15 protein-coding genes and 1 tRNA gene are annotated in these 17,084 nt (G+C 64.7%); 9 read left to right on the plus strand and 7 right to left on the minus strand.

Annotation, left to right across the window (positions count from 1 at the left end; translation table 11 throughout):
- Nucleotides 1–2: 2 nt before the first annotated feature.
- The 5 genes from E8M84_RS17095 (at nt 3) to E8M84_RS17115 (ending at nt 5,904) form a co-directional block, all read left to right on the plus strand.
- Entirely contained in the window at nt 3–365 is a 363-nt protein-coding gene (locus tag E8M84_RS17095) for a hypothetical protein (RefSeq protein WP_137112410.1), read from the plus strand.
- Nucleotides 366–403: 38 nt separating this feature from the next.
- Nucleotides 404–1,408, plus strand: a complete 1,005-nt coding sequence (locus E8M84_RS17100; RefSeq protein WP_137112411.1) for a branched-chain amino acid ABC transporter permease — start codon at nt 404–406, stop codon at nt 1,406–1,408.
- Between the two features lies 1 nt (nt 1,409).
- Complete coding sequence (locus E8M84_RS17105; protein ID WP_137112412.1) at nt 1,410–2,714, plus strand: branched-chain amino acid ABC transporter permease; 1,305 nt, start codon at nt 1,410–1,412, stop codon at nt 2,712–2,714.
- A gap of 113 nt (nt 2,715–2,827) precedes the next feature.
- Nucleotides 2,828–5,248: an FAD-dependent oxidoreductase gene (locus E8M84_RS17110; protein WP_137112413.1), complete on the plus strand. Its 2,421-nt coding sequence runs from the start codon at nt 2,828–2,830 to the stop codon at nt 5,246–5,248.
- Between the two features lie 44 nt (nt 5,249–5,292).
- On the plus strand, nt 5,293–5,904 hold the full coding sequence (locus E8M84_RS17115; protein ID WP_137112414.1) for an NTP transferase domain-containing protein: 612 nt from the start codon (nt 5,293–5,295) through the stop codon (nt 5,902–5,904).
- On the opposite strand, the gene E8M84_RS17120 is transcribed toward E8M84_RS17115, so the two are convergent.
- The 4 genes from E8M84_RS17120 to E8M84_RS17135 form a co-directional block, all read right to left on the minus strand.
- Nucleotides 5,905–8,550 carry a Hint domain-containing protein gene (locus tag E8M84_RS17120; RefSeq protein ID WP_137112415.1) on the minus strand — a complete coding sequence of 882 codons (2,646 nt, stop codon included), beginning with the start codon at nt 8,548–8,550 and terminating at the stop codon, nt 5,905–5,907.
- A gap of 167 nt (nt 8,551–8,717) precedes the next feature.
- Entirely contained in the window at nt 8,718–9,365 is a 648-nt protein-coding gene (locus E8M84_RS17125) for a Hint domain-containing protein (RefSeq protein ID WP_240790432.1), read from the minus strand.
- A 490-nt stretch (nt 9,366–9,855) separates the two neighbouring features.
- Nucleotides 9,856–9,939: transfer RNA gene (locus tag E8M84_RS17130), tRNA-Leu, on the minus strand.
- Between the two features lie 69 nt (nt 9,940–10,008).
- The gene (locus E8M84_RS17135; protein ID WP_137112417.1) at nt 10,009–10,872 is read right to left on the minus strand and encodes a neutral zinc metallopeptidase; all 864 of its coding nucleotides are present in this window, start codon (nt 10,870–10,872) and stop codon (nt 10,009–10,011) included.
- Nucleotides 10,873–11,126: 254 nt separating this feature from the next.
- Between E8M84_RS17135 and E8M84_RS17140 the strand changes: the two genes are divergently transcribed.
- On the plus strand, nt 11,127–11,594 hold the full coding sequence (locus E8M84_RS17140; RefSeq protein ID WP_137112418.1) for a disulfide bond formation protein B: 468 nt from the start codon (nt 11,127–11,129) through the stop codon (nt 11,592–11,594).
- 168 nt (nt 11,595–11,762) lie between these two features.
- On the opposite strand, the gene E8M84_RS17145 is transcribed toward E8M84_RS17140, so the two are convergent.
- On the minus strand, nt 11,763–12,947 hold the full coding sequence (locus E8M84_RS17145) for a deoxyguanosinetriphosphate triphosphohydrolase (RefSeq protein WP_137112419.1): 1,185 nt from the start codon (nt 12,945–12,947) through the stop codon (nt 11,763–11,765).
- 79 nt (nt 12,948–13,026) lie between these two features.
- On the opposite strand from E8M84_RS17145, the gene E8M84_RS17150 reads away from it, so the two are divergent.
- The 3 genes from E8M84_RS17150 to xth all read left to right on the plus strand — a co-directional run bounded on the left by E8M84_RS17150 (nt 13,027) and on the right by xth (nt 14,970).
- On the plus strand, nt 13,027–13,353 hold the full coding sequence (locus E8M84_RS17150) for an iron-sulfur cluster assembly accessory protein (protein WP_137112800.1): 327 nt from the start codon (nt 13,027–13,029) through the stop codon (nt 13,351–13,353).
- 68 nt (nt 13,354–13,421) lie between these two features.
- Nucleotides 13,422–14,141, plus strand: a complete 720-nt coding sequence (locus tag E8M84_RS17155; protein ID WP_137112420.1) for a hypothetical protein — start codon at nt 13,422–13,424, stop codon at nt 14,139–14,141.
- Nucleotides 14,142–14,187: 46 nt separating this feature from the next.
- Entirely contained in the window at nt 14,188–14,970 is a 783-nt protein-coding gene (gene xth / locus E8M84_RS17160) for an exodeoxyribonuclease III (protein ID WP_137112421.1), read from the plus strand.
- Nucleotides 14,971–15,261: 291 nt separating this feature from the next.
- On the opposite strand, the gene E8M84_RS17165 is transcribed toward xth, so the two are convergent.
- Together E8M84_RS17165 and dksA are read right to left on the minus strand one after the other, a co-directional pair.
- Nucleotides 15,262–16,452, minus strand: a complete 1,191-nt coding sequence (locus tag E8M84_RS17165; protein ID WP_137112422.1) for an FAD-dependent monooxygenase — start codon at nt 16,450–16,452, stop codon at nt 15,262–15,264.
- A 76-nt stretch (nt 16,453–16,528) separates the two neighbouring features.
- Complete coding sequence (gene dksA / locus E8M84_RS17170; protein WP_137112801.1) at nt 16,529–16,951, minus strand: RNA polymerase-binding protein DksA; 423 nt, start codon at nt 16,949–16,951, stop codon at nt 16,529–16,531.
- Nucleotides 16,952–17,084 lie beyond the last annotated feature (133 nt).

Consider the following 17,084-nt stretch of genomic DNA (forward strand, 5'->3'; position numbering starts at 1 on the left):
AGATGAGATACGCAGCTTTGGCTGTTCTGGCCCTGATCCCGACCCAGGCCCTGGCCGGGTTCGAATGCAGCATCGACCGGCAATGCGGCGGCGGCACTTGCGAACCCTTCGATGGCGGCCCGTTCCTGATCCAGGAAACCGGCGATGTCTGGCGGATTTCCTGGCAGGGGCAGGAGTGGGAAGGTTATTCGACCACGACGATGGAAACCGGTGGCGAGGCGTCCATCGTGATCCCGCCGCAGAACGGCGTCTCGGGGCTGATAAGCATCTACCCGTCAGGTGAGATCTCGTTCACCGCCCATGCCTACGGTGACGGTCCGGTGGCCATCACCGGCTCGGGCAACTGCATGACGGAAGGCGGCTGACCGATGCCTGACACTTTTCCCAAGCCTTGCGTGATCTGATGGACATCCTCAACGCCCTTGTGGCCTTCCTCAACTTCGTCGTCGTACCGGGATTGGCCTATGGCAGCCAGCTTGCGCTGGGTGCGCTTGGGATCACGCTGATCTTCAGCGTGCTGCGGTTTTCCAACTTCGCGCACGGCGACACGATGGCCTTCGGGACAGCCTTCGTCATCCTGTTCACCTGGTGGTTCCAGTCGATGGGCATCACCGCCGGTCCCCTTCCGACGGCGCTCTTGGCCCTGCCCCTGGGGATCCTGGTGACCATTGCGATGGTTCTGGCGACCGACCGGGTGGTGTACCGCTTTTACCGCAAGCAGCGCGCCAAGCCGATCATCGTGGTCATCGTCTCGACCGGGGTGATGTTCGTGATGAACGGGCTGGTGCGGATGATTATCGGCACGCAAGAGCAGAACTTCACCGACGGCGAACGCATGCTGCTGAATCCACAGGACTTCAGGGCGGCGACCGGACTGGCCGAGCCGCTGGCGATCAAGACGACGCAAGCGATTTCGGTCGTGGCGGCGGTCCTGTGCTGCATCGCGTTGTTCTGGTTCCTGCAGAAGACCCGTACCGGCAAGTCGATGCGGGCCTATTCCGACAACGAGGATCTGGCGCTGCTGTCCGGCATCAACCCCGAGCGGGTGGTAACCATCACCTGGGTCATTGCCGGCGCGTTGGCCTGCATCGCGGGGTCGCTGTATGGCCTCGACAAATCCTACCGCGGGATCGTCTATTTCAGCCTGCTGATGCCGATGTTCGCTGCGGCCGTGGTGGGGGGCCTCGGCTCGCCCTTGGGCGCTGTGGTCGGCAGCTTCATCGTGGCCTTCTCGGAACTGATCGTCACCAGCGCCTGGAAGAAGATCTTCGGCTACCTCGTCCCGGCGGACTGGTTGGGCGACGGGCTCTACCAGGCGCTTTCGACCGACTACAAGGTCGCCGTCAGCTTCACCATCCTGATCATGGTGCTGCTGTTCCGCCCGCAAGGCATCTTCGGAGGCAAGTGACATGGCCGCACAACGCAACCTTCTTCTCTTCGCCGGTGTCGCGCTGCTGTTCATCCTGACCGGGGTGTTCCAGAGCTGGAACCTGTCGCTGAACATCCTGAACCTGGCGCTTCTGTCGGCGATCATGGCCATCGGGGTGAACATCCAGTGGGGCTATGCGGGCCTGTTCTCGACCGGGATCGTCGGTTCGGTGGCGCTTGGTGGTCTGGCGGTGGTGCTGGTCTCGGCCAGGCCCGTGCCGGAAGGCTGGGCTGCTGGCGGGCCGCGCATTCTTGGCGCTCTCGTCTTCGCGGCGATTGCCATCGGATTTGCCGTCTGGCTTTACCGGCGCCTCAAACCCGGAGCCAGCCGGACGCTGGCGCTGGCGCTGTACCTCATCGTCGCCTTTTTCATCTACCGTGCTGTCCTGGACCCCGCCGTTGTCGCCGTCGAGGCGAACAATCCCGCACAGGCGGGCAACATCGGCGGGCTCGGCCTCAACTCGCTGGTTGCCTGGCCGGTCGGCGCGCTGATGGCGGCGGCGGCGGCCTGGGTCATCGGCAAGATCGCCCTTGGCCTGCGTGAGGACTATCTGGCCATCGCAACCCTTGGCATTGCAGAGATCATCGTCACCGTCATGCGGAACGAGGACTGGCTGGCGCGGGGGGTGAAGAACCTGATCGACCTGCCCCGCCCCTGGCCGGTCCCCAAGGAAGTCGACCTGCAGTCCAATCCTGCCTTCCTTGAACCGGTCGCCAGCCTTGGCCTTGATCCGGTGACGGCCTCAACGATCTTCGTCAAGCTGCTGTACGCGACGATGTTCGGCCTGGTCCTTGTGCTTCTGGTCTGGGGCTGCGAACGCGCCTTGAACAGCCCCTGGGGCCGCATGGTCCGCGCGATCCGCGACAACGAGATTTCCTCGGCCGCGATGGGCAAGGACGTCAAGTTCCGTCACCTGCAGATTTTCATCATCGGTTCGGCAGTCGTGGGCCTTGCGGGGGCGATGATGACCTCGATGGAAGGGCAGTTGACCCCGCCGTCCTACCTGCCCCTGCGGTTCACCTTCCTGATCTGGGTGATGGTCATCGTTGGCGGGTCGGGGAACAACTGGGGCTCCATCCTCGGCGGTCTTCTGATCGGCTGGCTCTATCTGGCGGTCGAATTCCTCGGTCCCCAACTGATGAGTGCCATCACGGCCGGCCTGCCCGCCGGAGGGTTGCGGGACCACCTGCAGGACACGGCGGCGCATATGCGGCTTCTGACTCTGGGGGTTGTCCTTCTTCTGGTTCTGCGCTTTGCGCCCAAGGGTCTAATCCCCGAGAAATGACCGGTCAGCAGCCGGGTGTATGGCCCGGCTGCGACATTCCTTGTCGCAAATCCTCATGACCCGGGTCCCCTGCCCCGCCATGGTGCGGCAAACGGGTCTAGGAGAGTCTTGCGATGAAAACCCATGCGCGCGTGGTGGTGATTGGCGGCGGCGTTGTCGGCTGCTCGGTCCTGTATCACCTGACCAAGCTTGGCTGGTCCGATGTCATGCTGATCGAACGGTCGGAACTGACGTCGGGGTCGACCTGGCACGCGGCGGGCGGGTTCCACACGATCAACGGCGACACCAACATGGCGGCGCTGCAAGGCTATACGATCCGGCTCTACAAGGAGTTGGAGGCGATCACCGGCATGTCCTGCGGGCTGCACCATGTCGGCGGCGTGACGCTTGCCGACAACGAGGCCCGGTTCGAGATGCTGAAGGCCGAACGCGCCAAGCATCGCTACATGGGTCTGGATACCGAGATCCTGACCCCGGCCGAGATTACCAAGCTGACCGACGGGCTGGTGGATGTGAAGGGCGTTCTGGGAGGACTTTACGATCCCTTGGACGGCCACCTCGACCCTTCGGGCACGACCCACGCCTATGCCAAGGCGGCACGGATGGGCGGGGCCGAAATCGTTCTGCACAACCGGGTGCTGGAAACGCGGCCCACGAAGGAAGGCTGGGAAGTCGTCACCGAAAAGGGCACCGTCACCTGCGAGCATCTGGTGAACGCAGGTGGCCTGTGGGCCCGGGAAATCGGGGCAATGGCCGGGGTTTACCTACCTTTGTTGCCGATGGCACACCAATACATCGTCACCGACGACATCCCCGAGATCATGGACATCTTGGGCCAGGGCCGCGAGTTCCCGCATGTCATGGACCCGGGCGGCGAGTTCTACCTGCGGCAGGAAGGCCGCGGCATGTGCATCGGCTTTTACGAAAAACCTTGCGAGCCTTGGGCTGTCGATGGCACGCCCTGGAACTTCGGCCATGAGCTTCTGAACGAGCAATTCGACAAGATCGAGGACTCGGTCAACTTCGCCTACCGCCGCATTCCGGTCTTGGAACGGTCCGGCGTCAAGCGGGTGATCCACGGGCCTTTCACCTTTGCCCCCGACGGCAACCCGCTGATTGGCCCGGTGCCGGGCCTGCGCAACTACTGGTCGGCTTGCGCGGTGATGGCGGGCTTCAGCCAGGGCGGCGGCATGGGTCTGGCTTTGGCGCAGTGGATGATCCACGGCGAAGTCGAACGCGACCCGCGCGGCTTTGACGTTGCGCGGTTTGGCAACTGGACCTCTCCGGGCTACACCGTGCCGAAGGTCATCGAGAACTACCAGATGCGCTTCAGCGTGTCCTATCCAAACGAGGAACGCCCCGCCGCCAGACCCTTCCGCACCACCCCGATGTACGAGGTCTTTGACGGCATGAACGCCGTCTGGGGCGCGCAATACGGGCTGGAAGTGGTGAACTACCACGCGCTGCCGGGCGAGCCGCGGTACGAGACACCGACCTTCAAGCGCTCGAACGCCTGGGAGGCGACGAGGGCCGAAGTGATGGCCGTGCGCGAAGGCGTCGGGATCAACGAGGTGCAGAACTTCGGCAAGTACCTGGTCAAGGGCGCGGGCGCCCGGGCCTGGCTCGACCGGATCATGGCGGGACGCATCCCGCAGCCGGGGCGGCTGTCGCTGACGCCGATGCTAGCCGAAAGCGGCAAGATCATCGGCGACTTCACCGTGTCCTGCCTGTCCGAGACCGAGTTCCAGCTGACCGCCAGTTACGGCGCGCAGGGCTGGCACCAGCGCTGGTTCGAACAACATCAAGAACCGGGTGTAACTGTCGAGAATATCTCGGATTCCCGATCTGGCTTCCAGATCGCCGGCCCCAAGGCGCGCGAGCTTCTGTCCCGCGTCACCCGGTCTGATGTCAGCTCGGAAGCGTTCAAGTTCATGGACGTCCGCCGCATGACCGTCGGCATGGCCAACTGCATCGTCCAGCGGGTCAGCTATACCGCGGACCTTGGGTACGAAATCTTCACCGACCACATGTCGGTCAGGCACCTCTGGGACGTGCTGTCGGCGGCGGGCAAGGACCTGGGCCTGCGCCCCTTCGGAATGCGGGCGATGATGTCCCTGCGATTGGACAAATGGTTCGGCTCGTGGGGCCGCGAGTTCTCACCCGATTACACTCCGGCCGAGACCGGCCTTGACCGCTTCATCAGCTGGAACAAGCCTGCCGACTGGATCGGCAAGGCGGCCGCGATGAAGGAAAAGGCGGAAGGACCCAAGCGCAAGCTGGTGCCGATCGTCGTGGACGCCAAGGATGCCGATGTCGTGGCCTGGGAGCCGATCTGGCTGGACGGCGCGGTCGTCGGTTGGTGCACCAGCGGCGGCTACAGCCACTGGACCGGCAAGTCGGTCGCGCAGGGCTTCATCCCGGCGGACCGGGTGCAAGACGGGCTGGAGCTGGAGGTTGAGATTCTGGGCGAACGTCGCCCCGCCCGGGTGCATCTTGCGCCATTGTGGGACGACGGCGGGCGGATGCGCGGCTGACCTCTGGCTTGACAGAACGGTCGCATCGCCCAAGCATCCGGGCCATGCGCCCGGTCGTCCACATCCTGATCCTCGCCGCCGGTGCCTCGTCGCGGATGCGGGGCGCCGACAAGCTGGTGCAACCGATTGCGGGTGTGCCGATCCTGCGCCGGGTGGCAGAGACGGCCCTGGCCACCGGCCTGCCGGTCCTAGTTGCCCTGCCGCCCGACGCAATGGCACGGCGGACGGCGGTTTCGGGGCTTGAGGTTCGGGTGGTCGAGGTTCCGGACGCGGCCCAGGGAATGTCACGCTCACTGGTGCGCGGCATCGCGATCATCAGTTCGGAAGCCGCGGGCGACCAGGACGGACTGATGGTGCTTCCCGCCGACATGCCGGGGTTCACGACCGCCGCGCTGGACAGGCTTGTCGCCCGCTTTCAGGCTGACCCAGATCTGATCTGGCGTGGCGGAACCAAAGACGGCCAAGTCGGGCATCCGGCCATCTTCCCGCGATCTTTCTGGCCGGAACTTGCGAAAGTCACGGGAGATGAGGGCGGACGGTCGGTCCTCCGGGCCAATCCGGACAGGATCTCTGTCCTGGAGCTGCCGGGACAGATGGCGATTCTCGACCTCGACACCCCGGAGGACTGGGCGGCCTATCTGGGCCGCCCGATCTGATCAGCGCGAAACCAAAACCCTTGCCTCGTGCGCCTTCAGCGACAGCCGCGCCGAGGGGAAGGCATCCGCATTCACGGCAAGTTCTGGGAAGAGTTCGAGAACTTCGTCGCGGGCCGCCTGATCGAGCGCGGACAGCGTCCGTTCGGCAGGCTGGAAGCTTTCGGTCCAGATCCCGTCGGAATGCACGATCTCATGCCGGTCAAACAGGATATGGACATAGGTCACCCCATCTTCCGGCAATGCGCGCGTGACCTCGGCCATCCCGACCAGATGCTTGGCGGGCACCAGAACCTCGGACTCGCCAAAGTACATTTCAGCCCGCGCACCTTCGATAAGGACGCGGTGCTGCGGCGAAACGAGCATGGTCCGGTCTGGCCCGGCGGCTCCGAATGCCCGCGACGCGATGCGCACCGGCTGGAGCTGCGGATTGGCCAGCAGGTCGCGATAGGACAACTTGCACTGGCCAACCCAACGCAGCGGCTGCAAGCCATTGTCGCGTGTCAGCACCATCTCGCCGGGACGCAGATCCTCGACCGCGACGGGACCGCGGGCCGTGGTAATCAGGGTGCCCGCCGTAAAGCAGACGATCACCAGGCTTTCGATGTCGGTAAAGACCAGCGTGCCGATAATCGTCGTCCCGTCCGGGCCGTAGAAGATGATCGTGCCGTTTTCCAGGTTCAGCGGGTCATAGACCACTTCGATCCGGTCCCAGCCGAAGCCGGTCACATCCACGGTCAACGTATCGTTGTCGGTACCGCCACCGCCGCCATCGACGGTCTCGTTGCCGAGGATGTCGTTCACCGTGGCGGTGAAGCTCATGTAGGCGGCGTCTTGGTCGTCGCCGCCGAAAATTCCGTCCGTACCGGCACCGCCATACAGCGTATCCCGGCCCGCGCCACCGTAGACGGTGTCGTTTCCGTCACCGCCGTACAGCTGGTCGTTGCCCTCGTCCCCGCCGATCAGGTCGTTGTCGTCGCCACCGTAGATCGTATCCGCGTCGGTGCCGCCATAAATCGTGTCGTTCGCATCGCCGCCGTACAGCAGGTCCGTGCCCTGGTCGCCCGAGACGAAGTCGTTCCCGTCGTCGCCCTGGATCGTGTCGCTGTCATTGCCGCCATACAGCAGGTCATCCCCGTCCAGGCCCGCAATGGTGTCGTCCCCGCGACCGCCGTAGATCAGGTTCGTGTAGGCATCGTTCGGGTCAGAACTGAACCCGTCAAAGCCAATCAGCGTGTCGTTGTAGATCGACCCGATAAAGCCGTCGACACCCGTGCCGGTGTCACCCGTGGCGTCGCCACCGGTGAAAACACCAGTGGCAAGGTTCACGTTCACTGCAGCGTTCGAGTCGCTGTAATCGATCAGGTCAAGGCCCTGGCTGCCATTGAAGACGTCCGCCCCGGCCCCGCCGCGCAGCGTATCGTCTCCGGCGCCGCCGAACAGCGTATCGTTGCCTGCATCGCCGAGGAGGTAATCGTTGCCGGTCCCGCCGTCGATCGTGTCCGCACCGTCCCCGCCGTAAAGCGTGTCGTTGCCAACTTCGCCGAACATATCGTCAGCGTCATTTCCGCCGTAGGCGAGGTCGTTGCCGTCGCCGCCGCGCACCACATCGACACCCAGCCCGCCATACAGCGTGTCGTTGTCCGTACCGCCATACAGCGTATCACTCTCGCTGCCGCCATCCAGGACGTCGTTGCCCGCATCGCCATAGAGCGTGTCGGTGCCCGCATCGCCAGAGATCGTGTCGGCGCCGTCGTTGCCGTACAGAAGGTCGCCATCGTTGCCGCCAAAGACCTGGTCCTCGTCATTGCCGCCATAAAGGGTGTCGATCCCTACCCCGCCGAACAGGCTGTCTCCGCCGTCGCCACCGTAAAGCCGGTCAGTCCCTGCATCGCCATACAGGGTGTCGTTGCCCAGATCGCCGTAAAGGCTGTCGGTGTCGTTGCCGCCATAGATCTGGTCGCCGTCGTTGCCGCCATACAGCGTGTCAGCGCCGATATCCCCGTACAGCGTATCCAGTCCGGCATCGCCAAAGGCGAGGTCGCCGTCGTTGCCGCCGAAGATCTGGTCGCCATCATTGCCGCCATACAGCGTATCGACGCCTACACCGCCGAACAGGCTGTCGACGCCTTCGCCACCCTCCAGACGGTCAGTCCCTGCATCGCCATACAGGGTGTCATTGCCCAGATCGCCATATAGGCTGTCGTTTTCGGTGCCACCGTATATCTGATCGCCGTCGTTACCACCGTACAGCGTGTCGATACCCGACCCGCCGAACAGGCTGTCTACGCCCTCGCCGCCTTCCAGACGATCCGTGCCCGCGTCGCCGTAAAGCGTGTCGTTGCCAGCGTCTCCAAACAGTGAGTCGGTATCATCGCCGCCGTAAAGCCGATCAGCGTCGTTACCGCCGTACAACGTGTCATTTTCAGTGCCACCATACAGCAGGTCAAGGCCGTCGTTGCCGAACCCGAGGTCGTTGTCGTCTCCGCCATAGATCGTGTCATTCCCGGTGAGGCCGCGCAGCGTGTCATTGCCACCACCGTCACCAGTAGTGCTGCCACCGAAGATCACATCATTAATTGTGCCAGGTAGTGTCGTGTCACCGACAAGACTGTCGCTGCCGGAATTCGACCCAGTAAGCGTTGCCATGCTCTTCGTCCCTCTGCCTCAGCGGCGCGACCTAGCCCTGGTTTTTGTCCATTTTCAGGCTCGATTGCGCTGTTCTAGGGCAAGTGCCGCGCAAACGTCCATCACTGGTGGCTACTGTCGGTCAGATTTACTCATAGTTTGTTACTGGCAGACTACAATGTGCACACTCACAAGGCGAGTCCAGAAACTTCTGCCTCGGTCAGGACACGCCGTGATTGGCCATAAGTCGCCCGTCCGGCCGCGGTCTTGAGTTCCGGGAACAGTTCCAGAATCTCCAGGCGCTGAGCATTGCCGATTCCCTTCAGCGAGGTATCGTCGGGATGGAAGGTTTCGGTCCAGACGCCATTGGTCAGCACCACCTCGTGCCGGTCGCACATGAAGTGGATGTAGGTCGTCCCGCTGGACTGCACCGTATGGACGCCCTGCGCCGCCAGATGCTTGGCCGCGACCAGCACCTCACGTTCGGCGTATTTGACCGACACGCGAGAGTTCGTGACCAGGACGCGGTGGTTCGGCGACACCATCATGTCGCGTTCGGGCAGGCCCTTGCCCAGCGATCCCTGCTGGATGAACACCGGCAGAAGATGTGGATCCATCTGGAAGTCGTGCAGGAACATCTGGGTCTTGCCGACCCAGCGCACCGTCTGGATGCCGTTGTCGCGGGTCACGACGCGGTCACCGGCGGCGATCATCTCGACCGGCACCTCGCCCCGCTGGGTGGTGATCAGCGTCCCCGGAGTGAAGCACGGCGTCGCCCGCGGTGCGCGCGTCCCTGCCTCATGCAGTGGTGCCGACAAATCGTGGTCGTGCGTCATGGTGACCCTGTTCAACATCCCTAGGCACCATCCCGCAGGTGCCGCGCCTCGTCCGTCCTGCATAGCGTCCCCGCCGGACGCGAGAAAAGCGGAAAATTGTTTGTAAACAAAGACAACACCGGCTGGATTCAGCCCTGGCGTGTGTCCTTGTCACCTAGGTTAACGTCTCACGGTCCCGTGCGTTCCCGTTTGGCCGGGATCGGCAGAAGTCGGGTAGCCGTAACATTATGACTGGACGACTCTTTCAATCTAAAGCTGTGTTTCCGCCCGTCGTGCCACTCATCGGCAATCATTCGCCGCGCAACCGGGTGTTGACAGGCGCAGTGACGCGCAAGTGATTGATCCGGTGATTTGACCGCACGGTCAATGTTTCCGCATCCTGCGCGAAATCAGCGACAGAACTGCGACTGATCAGAGTTTCGGATCATCAATGCGAATCAGGTCATCCCAATTCTCATGGTGGTCACCCGAAGCCATCAATTGGGATAAGTGGTGCCCGAGGCGAGACTCGAACTCGCAAGCCTTGCGGCGGAGGATTTTGAATCCCCTGCGTCTACCATTCCACCACTCGGGCCACCGGCGACACCTGTAGAACCTGCCGCCCCCCGCGTCAATCCGGGGCGCGCGCGGGGTTCTGCACGGGTCAGAGATCGTCGGTCTGAAACGTGTCACAGTCCGCCATCTGGCCCGACTGCAACCCGATCATGAACCAACGCGACCGCTGTTCCGAGGTGCCGTGGGTGAAGGTATGCGGCATCGGGCGCTGGCCTGCATTGCGCTGCAGGGTGTCATCGCCGATCTGCTTCGCCGCGTTGACCGCCTCTTCCAGATCACCCCGTTCAACCACCCCGAGCGACTGTGCCGCCTCGCGCGCCCAGATGCCGGACAGGCAATCGGCCTGCAGTTCGACCCGGACCGAGATCGCGTTCGATTCCGCTTGGCTGACCTGCTGGCGGACCTGGTTCGCCTGGGCGAGGATGCCAAGCTCGTTCTGGACGTGGTGGCCGATCTCGTGGGCGACCACATAGGCGGCCGCAAAGTCCCCGCCTGCCCCAAGCCGCTGGTGCAGGGTCGTGAAAAAGGCGGTGTCGAGGTAGACCTTCTTGTCGGCCGGGCAGTAGAACGGCCCCGTCGCCTCGGAGGCGCCGCCGCAGGCGGATCGCGTCGCCTCCTTGAACAGCACCAGGGTCGCGGGCTTGTAGGCCCGGCCCAGCTGCTCCTGGAAGACGCGGGTCCAGATTTCCTCGGTGTCGGCCAGCACGACCGACACGAACTTGCCCTCGGCCTCGTCCTCGGCCGTCAGCTCGACCGGGGTGCCGCTGGTCTGGGTAATGCCTCCACTGTCTGGCCCAAGCAGCTGGCTGGGGTCCACCCCGAGGAAGAGGGCGATCAGGACGACGATGATCGCCCCTGCCCCGCCGACCCCGCCGACCCGCGCGGCACCGCCGCCACCCATGCGGCGGCGATCCTCGACGTTCGAACTTTCCCTGCGACCGCGCCACTGCATGTCTTCACCCTTCCCTGTCGGCCCCTTTTGTCCACGCAGGACACATGGGCCACCACCTGCAAAATCAAGGTCTTGGCCGAGGACAGTCACGAATCCGTAACCCGTTTGCCCGACAGCCTTGCCCAGATGCTACCCGCTGCCCCACATCATCGGAAGCGTGAAAGCACAACAAGGCGAGCGGCTTGCGGTTCCCCTTTCCCTTGCGCGCCGACCGACCTATGGTCGCGGCGCATTCTCACCTGCCGAGACACCCCATGACACCGAGCCACCGAACCCTGATCCTGCTTGCAACCCTTGGCTCGGTCGGGCTTCTGGGCGGCGCCTTCGCCTTCCAGTACATCGGAGGACTCGCGCCGTGCCAATTGTGCCTTTACCAGCGCTGGCCGCATGCCGCGGCCATCCTGATCGGGGTCGTGGCGCTGACGACGGGCTGGCGCGGACTGGCCTGGCTGGGCGCACTGGCTGCTCTGGCCACGGCGGCCATCGGCATCTTCCATTTCGGCGTCGAGCAGCTGTGGTGGGAAGGCCTTGCCACCTGCACCGCCGGATCGATCGAGGGCATCTCGACGGCCGACCTGCTGGACCCAACGAAGGATGTCGCGGCCGTCGTGCGCTGCGACGAGATCGCCTGGTCGCTGCTGGGGATTTCGATGGCAGGCTGGAACGTGATCCTGTCGCTGGTGCTGGCCGGGATCTGGGTCAAGGCGGCGCGGACGGCCTGAGCGCCGCGCTTCTGGCTAACCGCCCCCCCTCCATGGCCCTCCTTCGTTCCACAGATAGGGGCGCGGGTTACCGGGGCCGTGCAGTGACTTCAGCGTCGGGCTGCCGGGCCTCGGCGGACCGGGGGTTTCCACCCACGGACACCCGGAGGATGTTTTCAGAAGAGAAACTTATCGCGCAGGTTCCGCAGGTCCGCCAAACAACCGCGCATGTTCCTGGATCGCGAAGCGGTCGGTCATGCCCGCGACGTAGTCGGCCACGGTGCGGGCAAGCTGGATTTCATCCTTTGCCGCCGCCACATCCGCCTGCCATTCCTGCGGCAGGAGGTCGGGCTGTTTCAGGAACAGCGGGAACAGGTCGTCGACCATCCGGGTCACTTCGGCCCGCACCGCCATCACGCTGGGCGCGCGATACATGCGGTGAAACAGGAAGCTGCGCACCGCCTTGAGGTCCTGATAGAGCGGTTTGGAGAAGCGGATGATCGTGGTGCCCATGTGGCGGATGTCGTCCACCGACCTGGGCTGGGCACTGGTCAATCGGTTCTGGGCCACGGCAATCACATCCTCGACCATCCGGCCGAAGACCCGGCGCAGGGCCTCGTGCCGACGGCGCATCTTGTCGAGGCCGGGGTAAGTGCGGTCCACTTCCTCGAAAGCGGGGCCAGTCACCGGCAATTCCATCAGGTCTGCTTCCGTGAAGAGGCCCGAGCGGAGACCGTCGTGCAGGTCGTGGTGGCTATAGGCCACGTCGTCGGCAATGGCGGCGACCTGTGCCTCGGCAGAGGCATGGGTGTCGAGTTCGAGGTCCCACTGGGCGTTCACTTCGGCCAGCGCATAGGGCAAGGGTCCGTCGTGCTTCTTGTCGGCATTTTCGCCGGTGACCGGCCCATTGTGTTTCGCAATGCCTTCAAGGGTTTCCCAGGACAAGTTCAACCCGTCAAAGTCGGCATAGTGGCGTTCCAGTTTCGTCACGATCCGCAGGGCCTGGGCATTGTGGTCAAACCCGCCATAGGGGGCCATCAGGCGTTCCATCGCGTCCTCGCCGGTATGGCCGAACGGCGTGTGGCCAAGGTCATGCGCCAAGGCGACGGCCTCGGCGAGGTCGGTGTTCAGGCCCAGGACCCCGGCGATGGTGCGTGCCACCTGAGCCACCTCGATCGTATGGGTCAGTCGGGTGCGGTAATAGTCGCCCTCGTGTTCCACGAAGACCTGGGTCTTGTGCTTGAGGCGGCGGAAGGCGCTGGAATGGATGATCCGGTCCCGGTCGCGTTGATAGGGCGAGCGGAAGGAGGACAGCCTCTCAGGCCACAGGCGCCCGCGACTGGCGTCAGGTTGGCAGGCAAAGGGGGCGAGCATGCTGGGCTGTCCTTGTGAGGCGCGGTCAGGTTTCATATATTTGCCGGACAGGCCAAAGGATACGGGAACAGTCATGGAACTGACGCTGCCGCCGAAAGTGACCGATCGGGCCTTTGCCCGTCTGGCCGAGATCGCCAAGGCCATGGGCGAGGTCAAGCCCTTGCGCGTGGCGGTGGACGGCGGCGGCTGTTCGGGGTTTCAGTATTCGATCACGCTGGATGAGCCTGGGTCCGACGATCTGGTGCTGGAGAAGGACGGGCAACGGGTGCTGGTCGATCAGGTCAGCCTGCCCTTCCTGTCGAATGCGGTGATCGATTTCACCGATGAACTGATCGGGGCGCGTTTCGTGGTGCAGAACCCCAACGCCAAGACAAGCTGCGGCTGCGGCACCAGTTTTTCGATCTGAGGGCCTCTGGCCTTTCGACCCGGCCAGACTACCTGCTGCCTCCCTGGGATTGCGCACGGAGACAGGCCATGACCGTCGTATTGATGCTGGGCTCGGCGCCCATGGTGACGGAGGCCGCGACCTGGCCGCGCGCGCCGTTCGACCATGTTGTGGCGATCAACAATGCCTGGCGGGTGCGGGGGGATTGGGATCATGCGGTCTACCCTTGGGATTTCCCCGAGGAGCGGCACCCGGTGGCTGGGCCGGGCCAATCGCTGGTAACCGAGGCAGAGTTTGTCCCGTCGCAGAACACCTTTGGTGGGTTTGTTTACGCAGGCGCAACAATGGCCTTCACGACGGGGTATTGGGCGCTGGACGCGCTGAAGCCGTCGGTGCTGGCGGTTTTCGGCTGCGACATGCATTACCCGGCCTCGGGGGTGACGCATTTCTATGGGCGGGGGACACCGGACCCGTTGCGGGCGGACATCACGCTGCGGTCTCTGGAGGCGAAATCGGCTCGGCTGATGGTACTGGCGGCGATGCAGGGCTGCGCGGTGGTGAACCTGTCGGCGGGGCCGTCGCGTCTGATCTTCCCGCGGGTGGCGCGGGCGGTGGTGGCCGGTGCGCGGCCTGCGACCTGGTGCCCGGACCTTGCGGCCGAGGCCTTGGCGCTGGAGGCGGAGCTTGGCTATGTGGTGCCCTCGGGCCGTTACTGGGAAGAGGCGGGGCGGTTCGATCCGGTGCAGCTGGACCGGATCGACCGGCTGTGGCTGCAGGCGGCGACGCTGCCCTTGCGGCAGACGGCTTGAGGGTTTGCGCCGGGCGGCCTAGGGTTCTGGTGTGGAGGGCCCGGGCATGAAGCTGGCGACGTTCAACATCAACGGGATCAAGGCGCGGATCGAGGCGCTGCCGGCCTGGCTGGCCGAGGCGGCGCCGGACGTCGTGGTCCTGCAGGAGATCAAGTCGGTCGATGAGGCGTTTCCGCGCGAGGTGTTCGAGGGGCTGGGCTACCGGGTCGAGACGCACGGGCAGAAGGGGTTCAACGGGGTGGCGATCCTGTCGAAGCTGCCGTTGAACGATGTGCGGCGGGGGTTGCCGGGGGATGACAGCGACGAGCAGGCGCGGTGGATCGAGGCGGTAGTCGACGCGGGGGCGCGGCCGGTGCGGGTGTGTGGGTTGTACCTGCCGAACGGGAACCCGGCTCCGGGACCGAAGTATGATTACAAGCTGGGCTGGATGGCGCGGATGGAGGTCCGGATAAGGGAGATGCTGGCAGCGGAGGAGCATTTCGTCTGCCTGGGGGACTACAACGTGATCCCGCTGGCGGTGGATGCGGCGAAGCCGGAGGCTTGGGTGGGGGACGCGCTGTTCCTGCCGGAAGCCCGTGCGGCGTTCCGGCGGATGGCGAACCTGGGGCTGACGGATGCGGTCAGGGTGCGGGAGCCGGGGCCGGGGGTCTACACGTTCTGGGACTATCAGGCGGGGGCCTGGGAGCGGAACAACGGGATCCGGATCGACCATGTGATGTGCAGCCCCCAGGTCGCGGACCGGCTGGAGGAGGCGGGGATCGACAAGGCGGTGCGGGGGAGGGACAAGCCTTCGGATCACGTCCCGGTCTGGGTACGGATCGCGGCCTGAGGAAAAGTGTCCACGGTGGACAAACGCTGATGCGTTCCATTTTTCAATGACTTGGCCGCGGGCGTTAGGGATTTGGAAAGGTCTTGCAGCGGCGGTCCCGGTGGCGGACGTCGATTGAATTGAGCGCCTTTGGCGCAAGCCTTTTGTCTCGCCTCTGGCCTGCGGCCAACCGGCTCGGGCGTCGGGGGCGCTTCGCCCCCCGAACCCCCTGAGAGTATTTGGGCATGGGCAAGACGAGAGCAGGTTCAGGGCGGGCGGCAGTGTGTGAAAGCAGTCGGGGTGAACTCCGACCTACGCTTTGCCTTGCGTCACGTCGTGGTCGTAGAGCCAGTCGAAGCGGCTGAGCATCGCGCCAGGGGAGAACCGGCCGAGGAGGCGCAGGCCGCTGTGGCCGATCATCCGCGGCAGGCCGGAGAGATGGTAGGCCCGCGCATTGGCCGTGGCGGCGGCGACAATGCGGCTGGTGCGGGGTTTACGGGCGGCCTGATAGGCCGCAAGCCCCGCGGCAATGCTGTCGTGGGTGGAAAGCGCCTCCGCCAGGACCCAGGCGTCTTCAAGCCCCATGCTTCCGCCTTGCGCGAGGAAGGGCAGCGTCGGGTGGGCGGCATCGCCCAGGATCACTGCCCCGCCCTGTCCCATCGGCCTTACCCAGGTTTCGGCAACCTGATGGCGGAAGAGGCCCCAGAGCCAGGGGTCTTCCACCCGGTCGAGCCAGGCCCGGACCCGGGGCGAGAAGGCCACGAAAGCAAGCCGCAGGTCCATCGGGTCGTCGCGCAGGGTCCAGCTTTCCTCGGCCCATCGCTGTCGTTCCTCCACAGCGACGATGTTGCGCAGGGTGCCGCCGCGCAGGGGGTAGCTCACGAGATGGCGGCCCGGGCCCATGTGAACCTCGGCCACCGGGGCGGCGTCGGGCTCGGCCGGGATCACCGCGCGCCAGGCGACCTGATGGGTGAAGAAGGGCGTTTCCGGCCCGTTCAGCGCCGGCCGCGTGCGGGAGTGGAGGCCGTCGGCGCCGATGAGAAGCGGCGTTTCGATCCGCTCGCCCCCGTCCAAACCCAGCACCGGATGCGGGCCGGAGAGGTCGACCGTTGCGACGCGAGACAGAAGGCGCAGACTGACGCCCGCCTCTTGCGCGCCCACAAGCAGGAGGTCGATCAGGTCTGAGCGGTGGAGGAAATGGTAGCCCTGCCCCGGACGCAGGCGGGCAAGGTCGAGACGGGTCACCGGATCGCCGGTGGGCCCGTCGATCAACTGCACCGCCTCGGCCCGGGTGGAGGCGGCATCGAGTGCCGCTTGCAAGCCGAGGGCGCGCAGCACACAGGCGCCATTCGGGGATATCTGCAGGCCGGCGCCCACCTCGCGGATCGCATCGGCCTGTTCCAGGACGGTGACCTTTGCCCCCCGCAGGGCGAGGGCCCGGGCCGCCGCCAGCCCCGCGACCCCTGCCCCTGTGATTGTCACGCTTTGGCCGATCAGGCTCATCTTTGCATCCCTTCAGGAACGACAACGCCGGACCAATGGCCCGGCGTCAATTGCGCATGATGTCGCCGGGGCGAAGTCAGTCGTCGCGGTGAACCTTTTCGCGGCGTTCGTGCTTTTCCTGCGCCTCCAGCGTCATCGTGGCGATGGGACGGGCGTCGAGGCGCTTGAGGCTGATCGGCTCGCCCGAGACCTCACAGTAGCCGAATTCGCCGTTCTCGATCCGGCGCAGGGCCGCGTCGATCTTGGCGACAAGCTTGCGCTGACGATCCCGGGTGCGCAGTTCCAGCGCGCGGTCGGTCTCTTCCGAGGCACGATCGGCGATGTCCGGGACGTTGCGGGCGCTGTCCTGCAGGCTGTCGATGGTTTCCGCGGACTGGTCCAGCAGCTCCTGCTTCCAGACCAGAAGCTTGCGCCGGAAATACTCAAGCTGGCGGTCGTTCATGAACGGCTCGTCCTCGGCGGGACGGTAGTCGTCGGGGAGGAAAACCTCGGCCTTCATGGAAACTCTCTCCTTCGCGCCGGATCGCTCCGACAGGTGGGCTTCTGTCATGGACGCGCTCCTGTTGCGGCGCATTTATCCCAAGGCCGGAGCATTGTCACTAGCGGTTGCGACATTTTCTGGGCATGGGTAG

Source organism: Rhodobacter sp. SY28-1, from assembly GCF_005222785.1.
In the GTDB taxonomy this organism is placed as follows: domain Bacteria; phylum Pseudomonadota; class Alphaproteobacteria; order Rhodobacterales; family Rhodobacteraceae; genus Tabrizicola.

What these genes read in the sequence shown, in the direction of transcription:
- E8M84_RS17095 (WP_137112410.1), top strand. Translation starts at nt 3, where the DNA reads ATGAGATACGCAGCTTTGGCTGTTCTGGCCCTGATCCCGACCCAGGCC.
- E8M84_RS17100 (WP_137112411.1), top strand. Translation starts at nt 404, where the DNA reads ATGGACATCCTCAACGCCCTTGTGGCCTTCCTCAACTTCGTCGTCGTA.
- E8M84_RS17105 (WP_137112412.1), top strand. Translation starts at nt 1,410, where the DNA reads ATGGCCGCACAACGCAACCTTCTTCTCTTCGCCGGTGTCGCGCTGCTG.
- E8M84_RS17110 (WP_137112413.1), top strand. Translation starts at nt 2,828, where the DNA reads ATGAAAACCCATGCGCGCGTGGTGGTGATTGGCGGCGGCGTTGTCGGC.
- E8M84_RS17115 (WP_137112414.1), top strand. Translation starts at nt 5,293, where the DNA reads ATGCGCCCGGTCGTCCACATCCTGATCCTCGCCGCCGGTGCCTCGTCG.
- E8M84_RS17120 (WP_137112415.1), bottom strand. Translation starts at nt 8,550, where the DNA reads ATGGCAACGCTTACTGGGTCGAATTCCGGCAGCGACAGTCTTGTCGGT.
- E8M84_RS17125 (WP_240790432.1), bottom strand. Translation starts at nt 9,365, where the DNA reads ATGACGCACGACCACGATTTGTCGGCACCACTGCATGAGGCAGGGACG.
- E8M84_RS17135 (WP_137112417.1), bottom strand. Translation starts at nt 10,872, where the DNA reads ATGCAGTGGCGCGGTCGCAGGGAAAGTTCGAACGTCGAGGATCGCCGC.
- E8M84_RS17140 (WP_137112418.1), top strand. Translation starts at nt 11,127, where the DNA reads ATGACACCGAGCCACCGAACCCTGATCCTGCTTGCAACCCTTGGCTCG.
- E8M84_RS17145 (WP_137112419.1), bottom strand. Translation starts at nt 12,947, where the DNA reads ATGCTCGCCCCCTTTGCCTGCCAACCTGACGCCAGTCGCGGGCGCCTG.
- E8M84_RS17155 (WP_137112420.1), top strand. Translation starts at nt 13,422, where the DNA reads ATGACCGTCGTATTGATGCTGGGCTCGGCGCCCATGGTGACGGAGGCC.
- xth (WP_137112421.1), top strand. Translation starts at nt 14,188, where the DNA reads ATGAAGCTGGCGACGTTCAACATCAACGGGATCAAGGCGCGGATCGAG.
- E8M84_RS17165 (WP_137112422.1), bottom strand. Translation starts at nt 16,452, where the DNA reads ATGAGCCTGATCGGCCAAAGCGTGACAATCACAGGGGCAGGGGTCGCG.
- dksA (WP_137112801.1), bottom strand. Translation starts at nt 16,951, where the DNA reads ATGAAGGCCGAGGTTTTCCTCCCCGACGACTACCGTCCCGCCGAGGAC.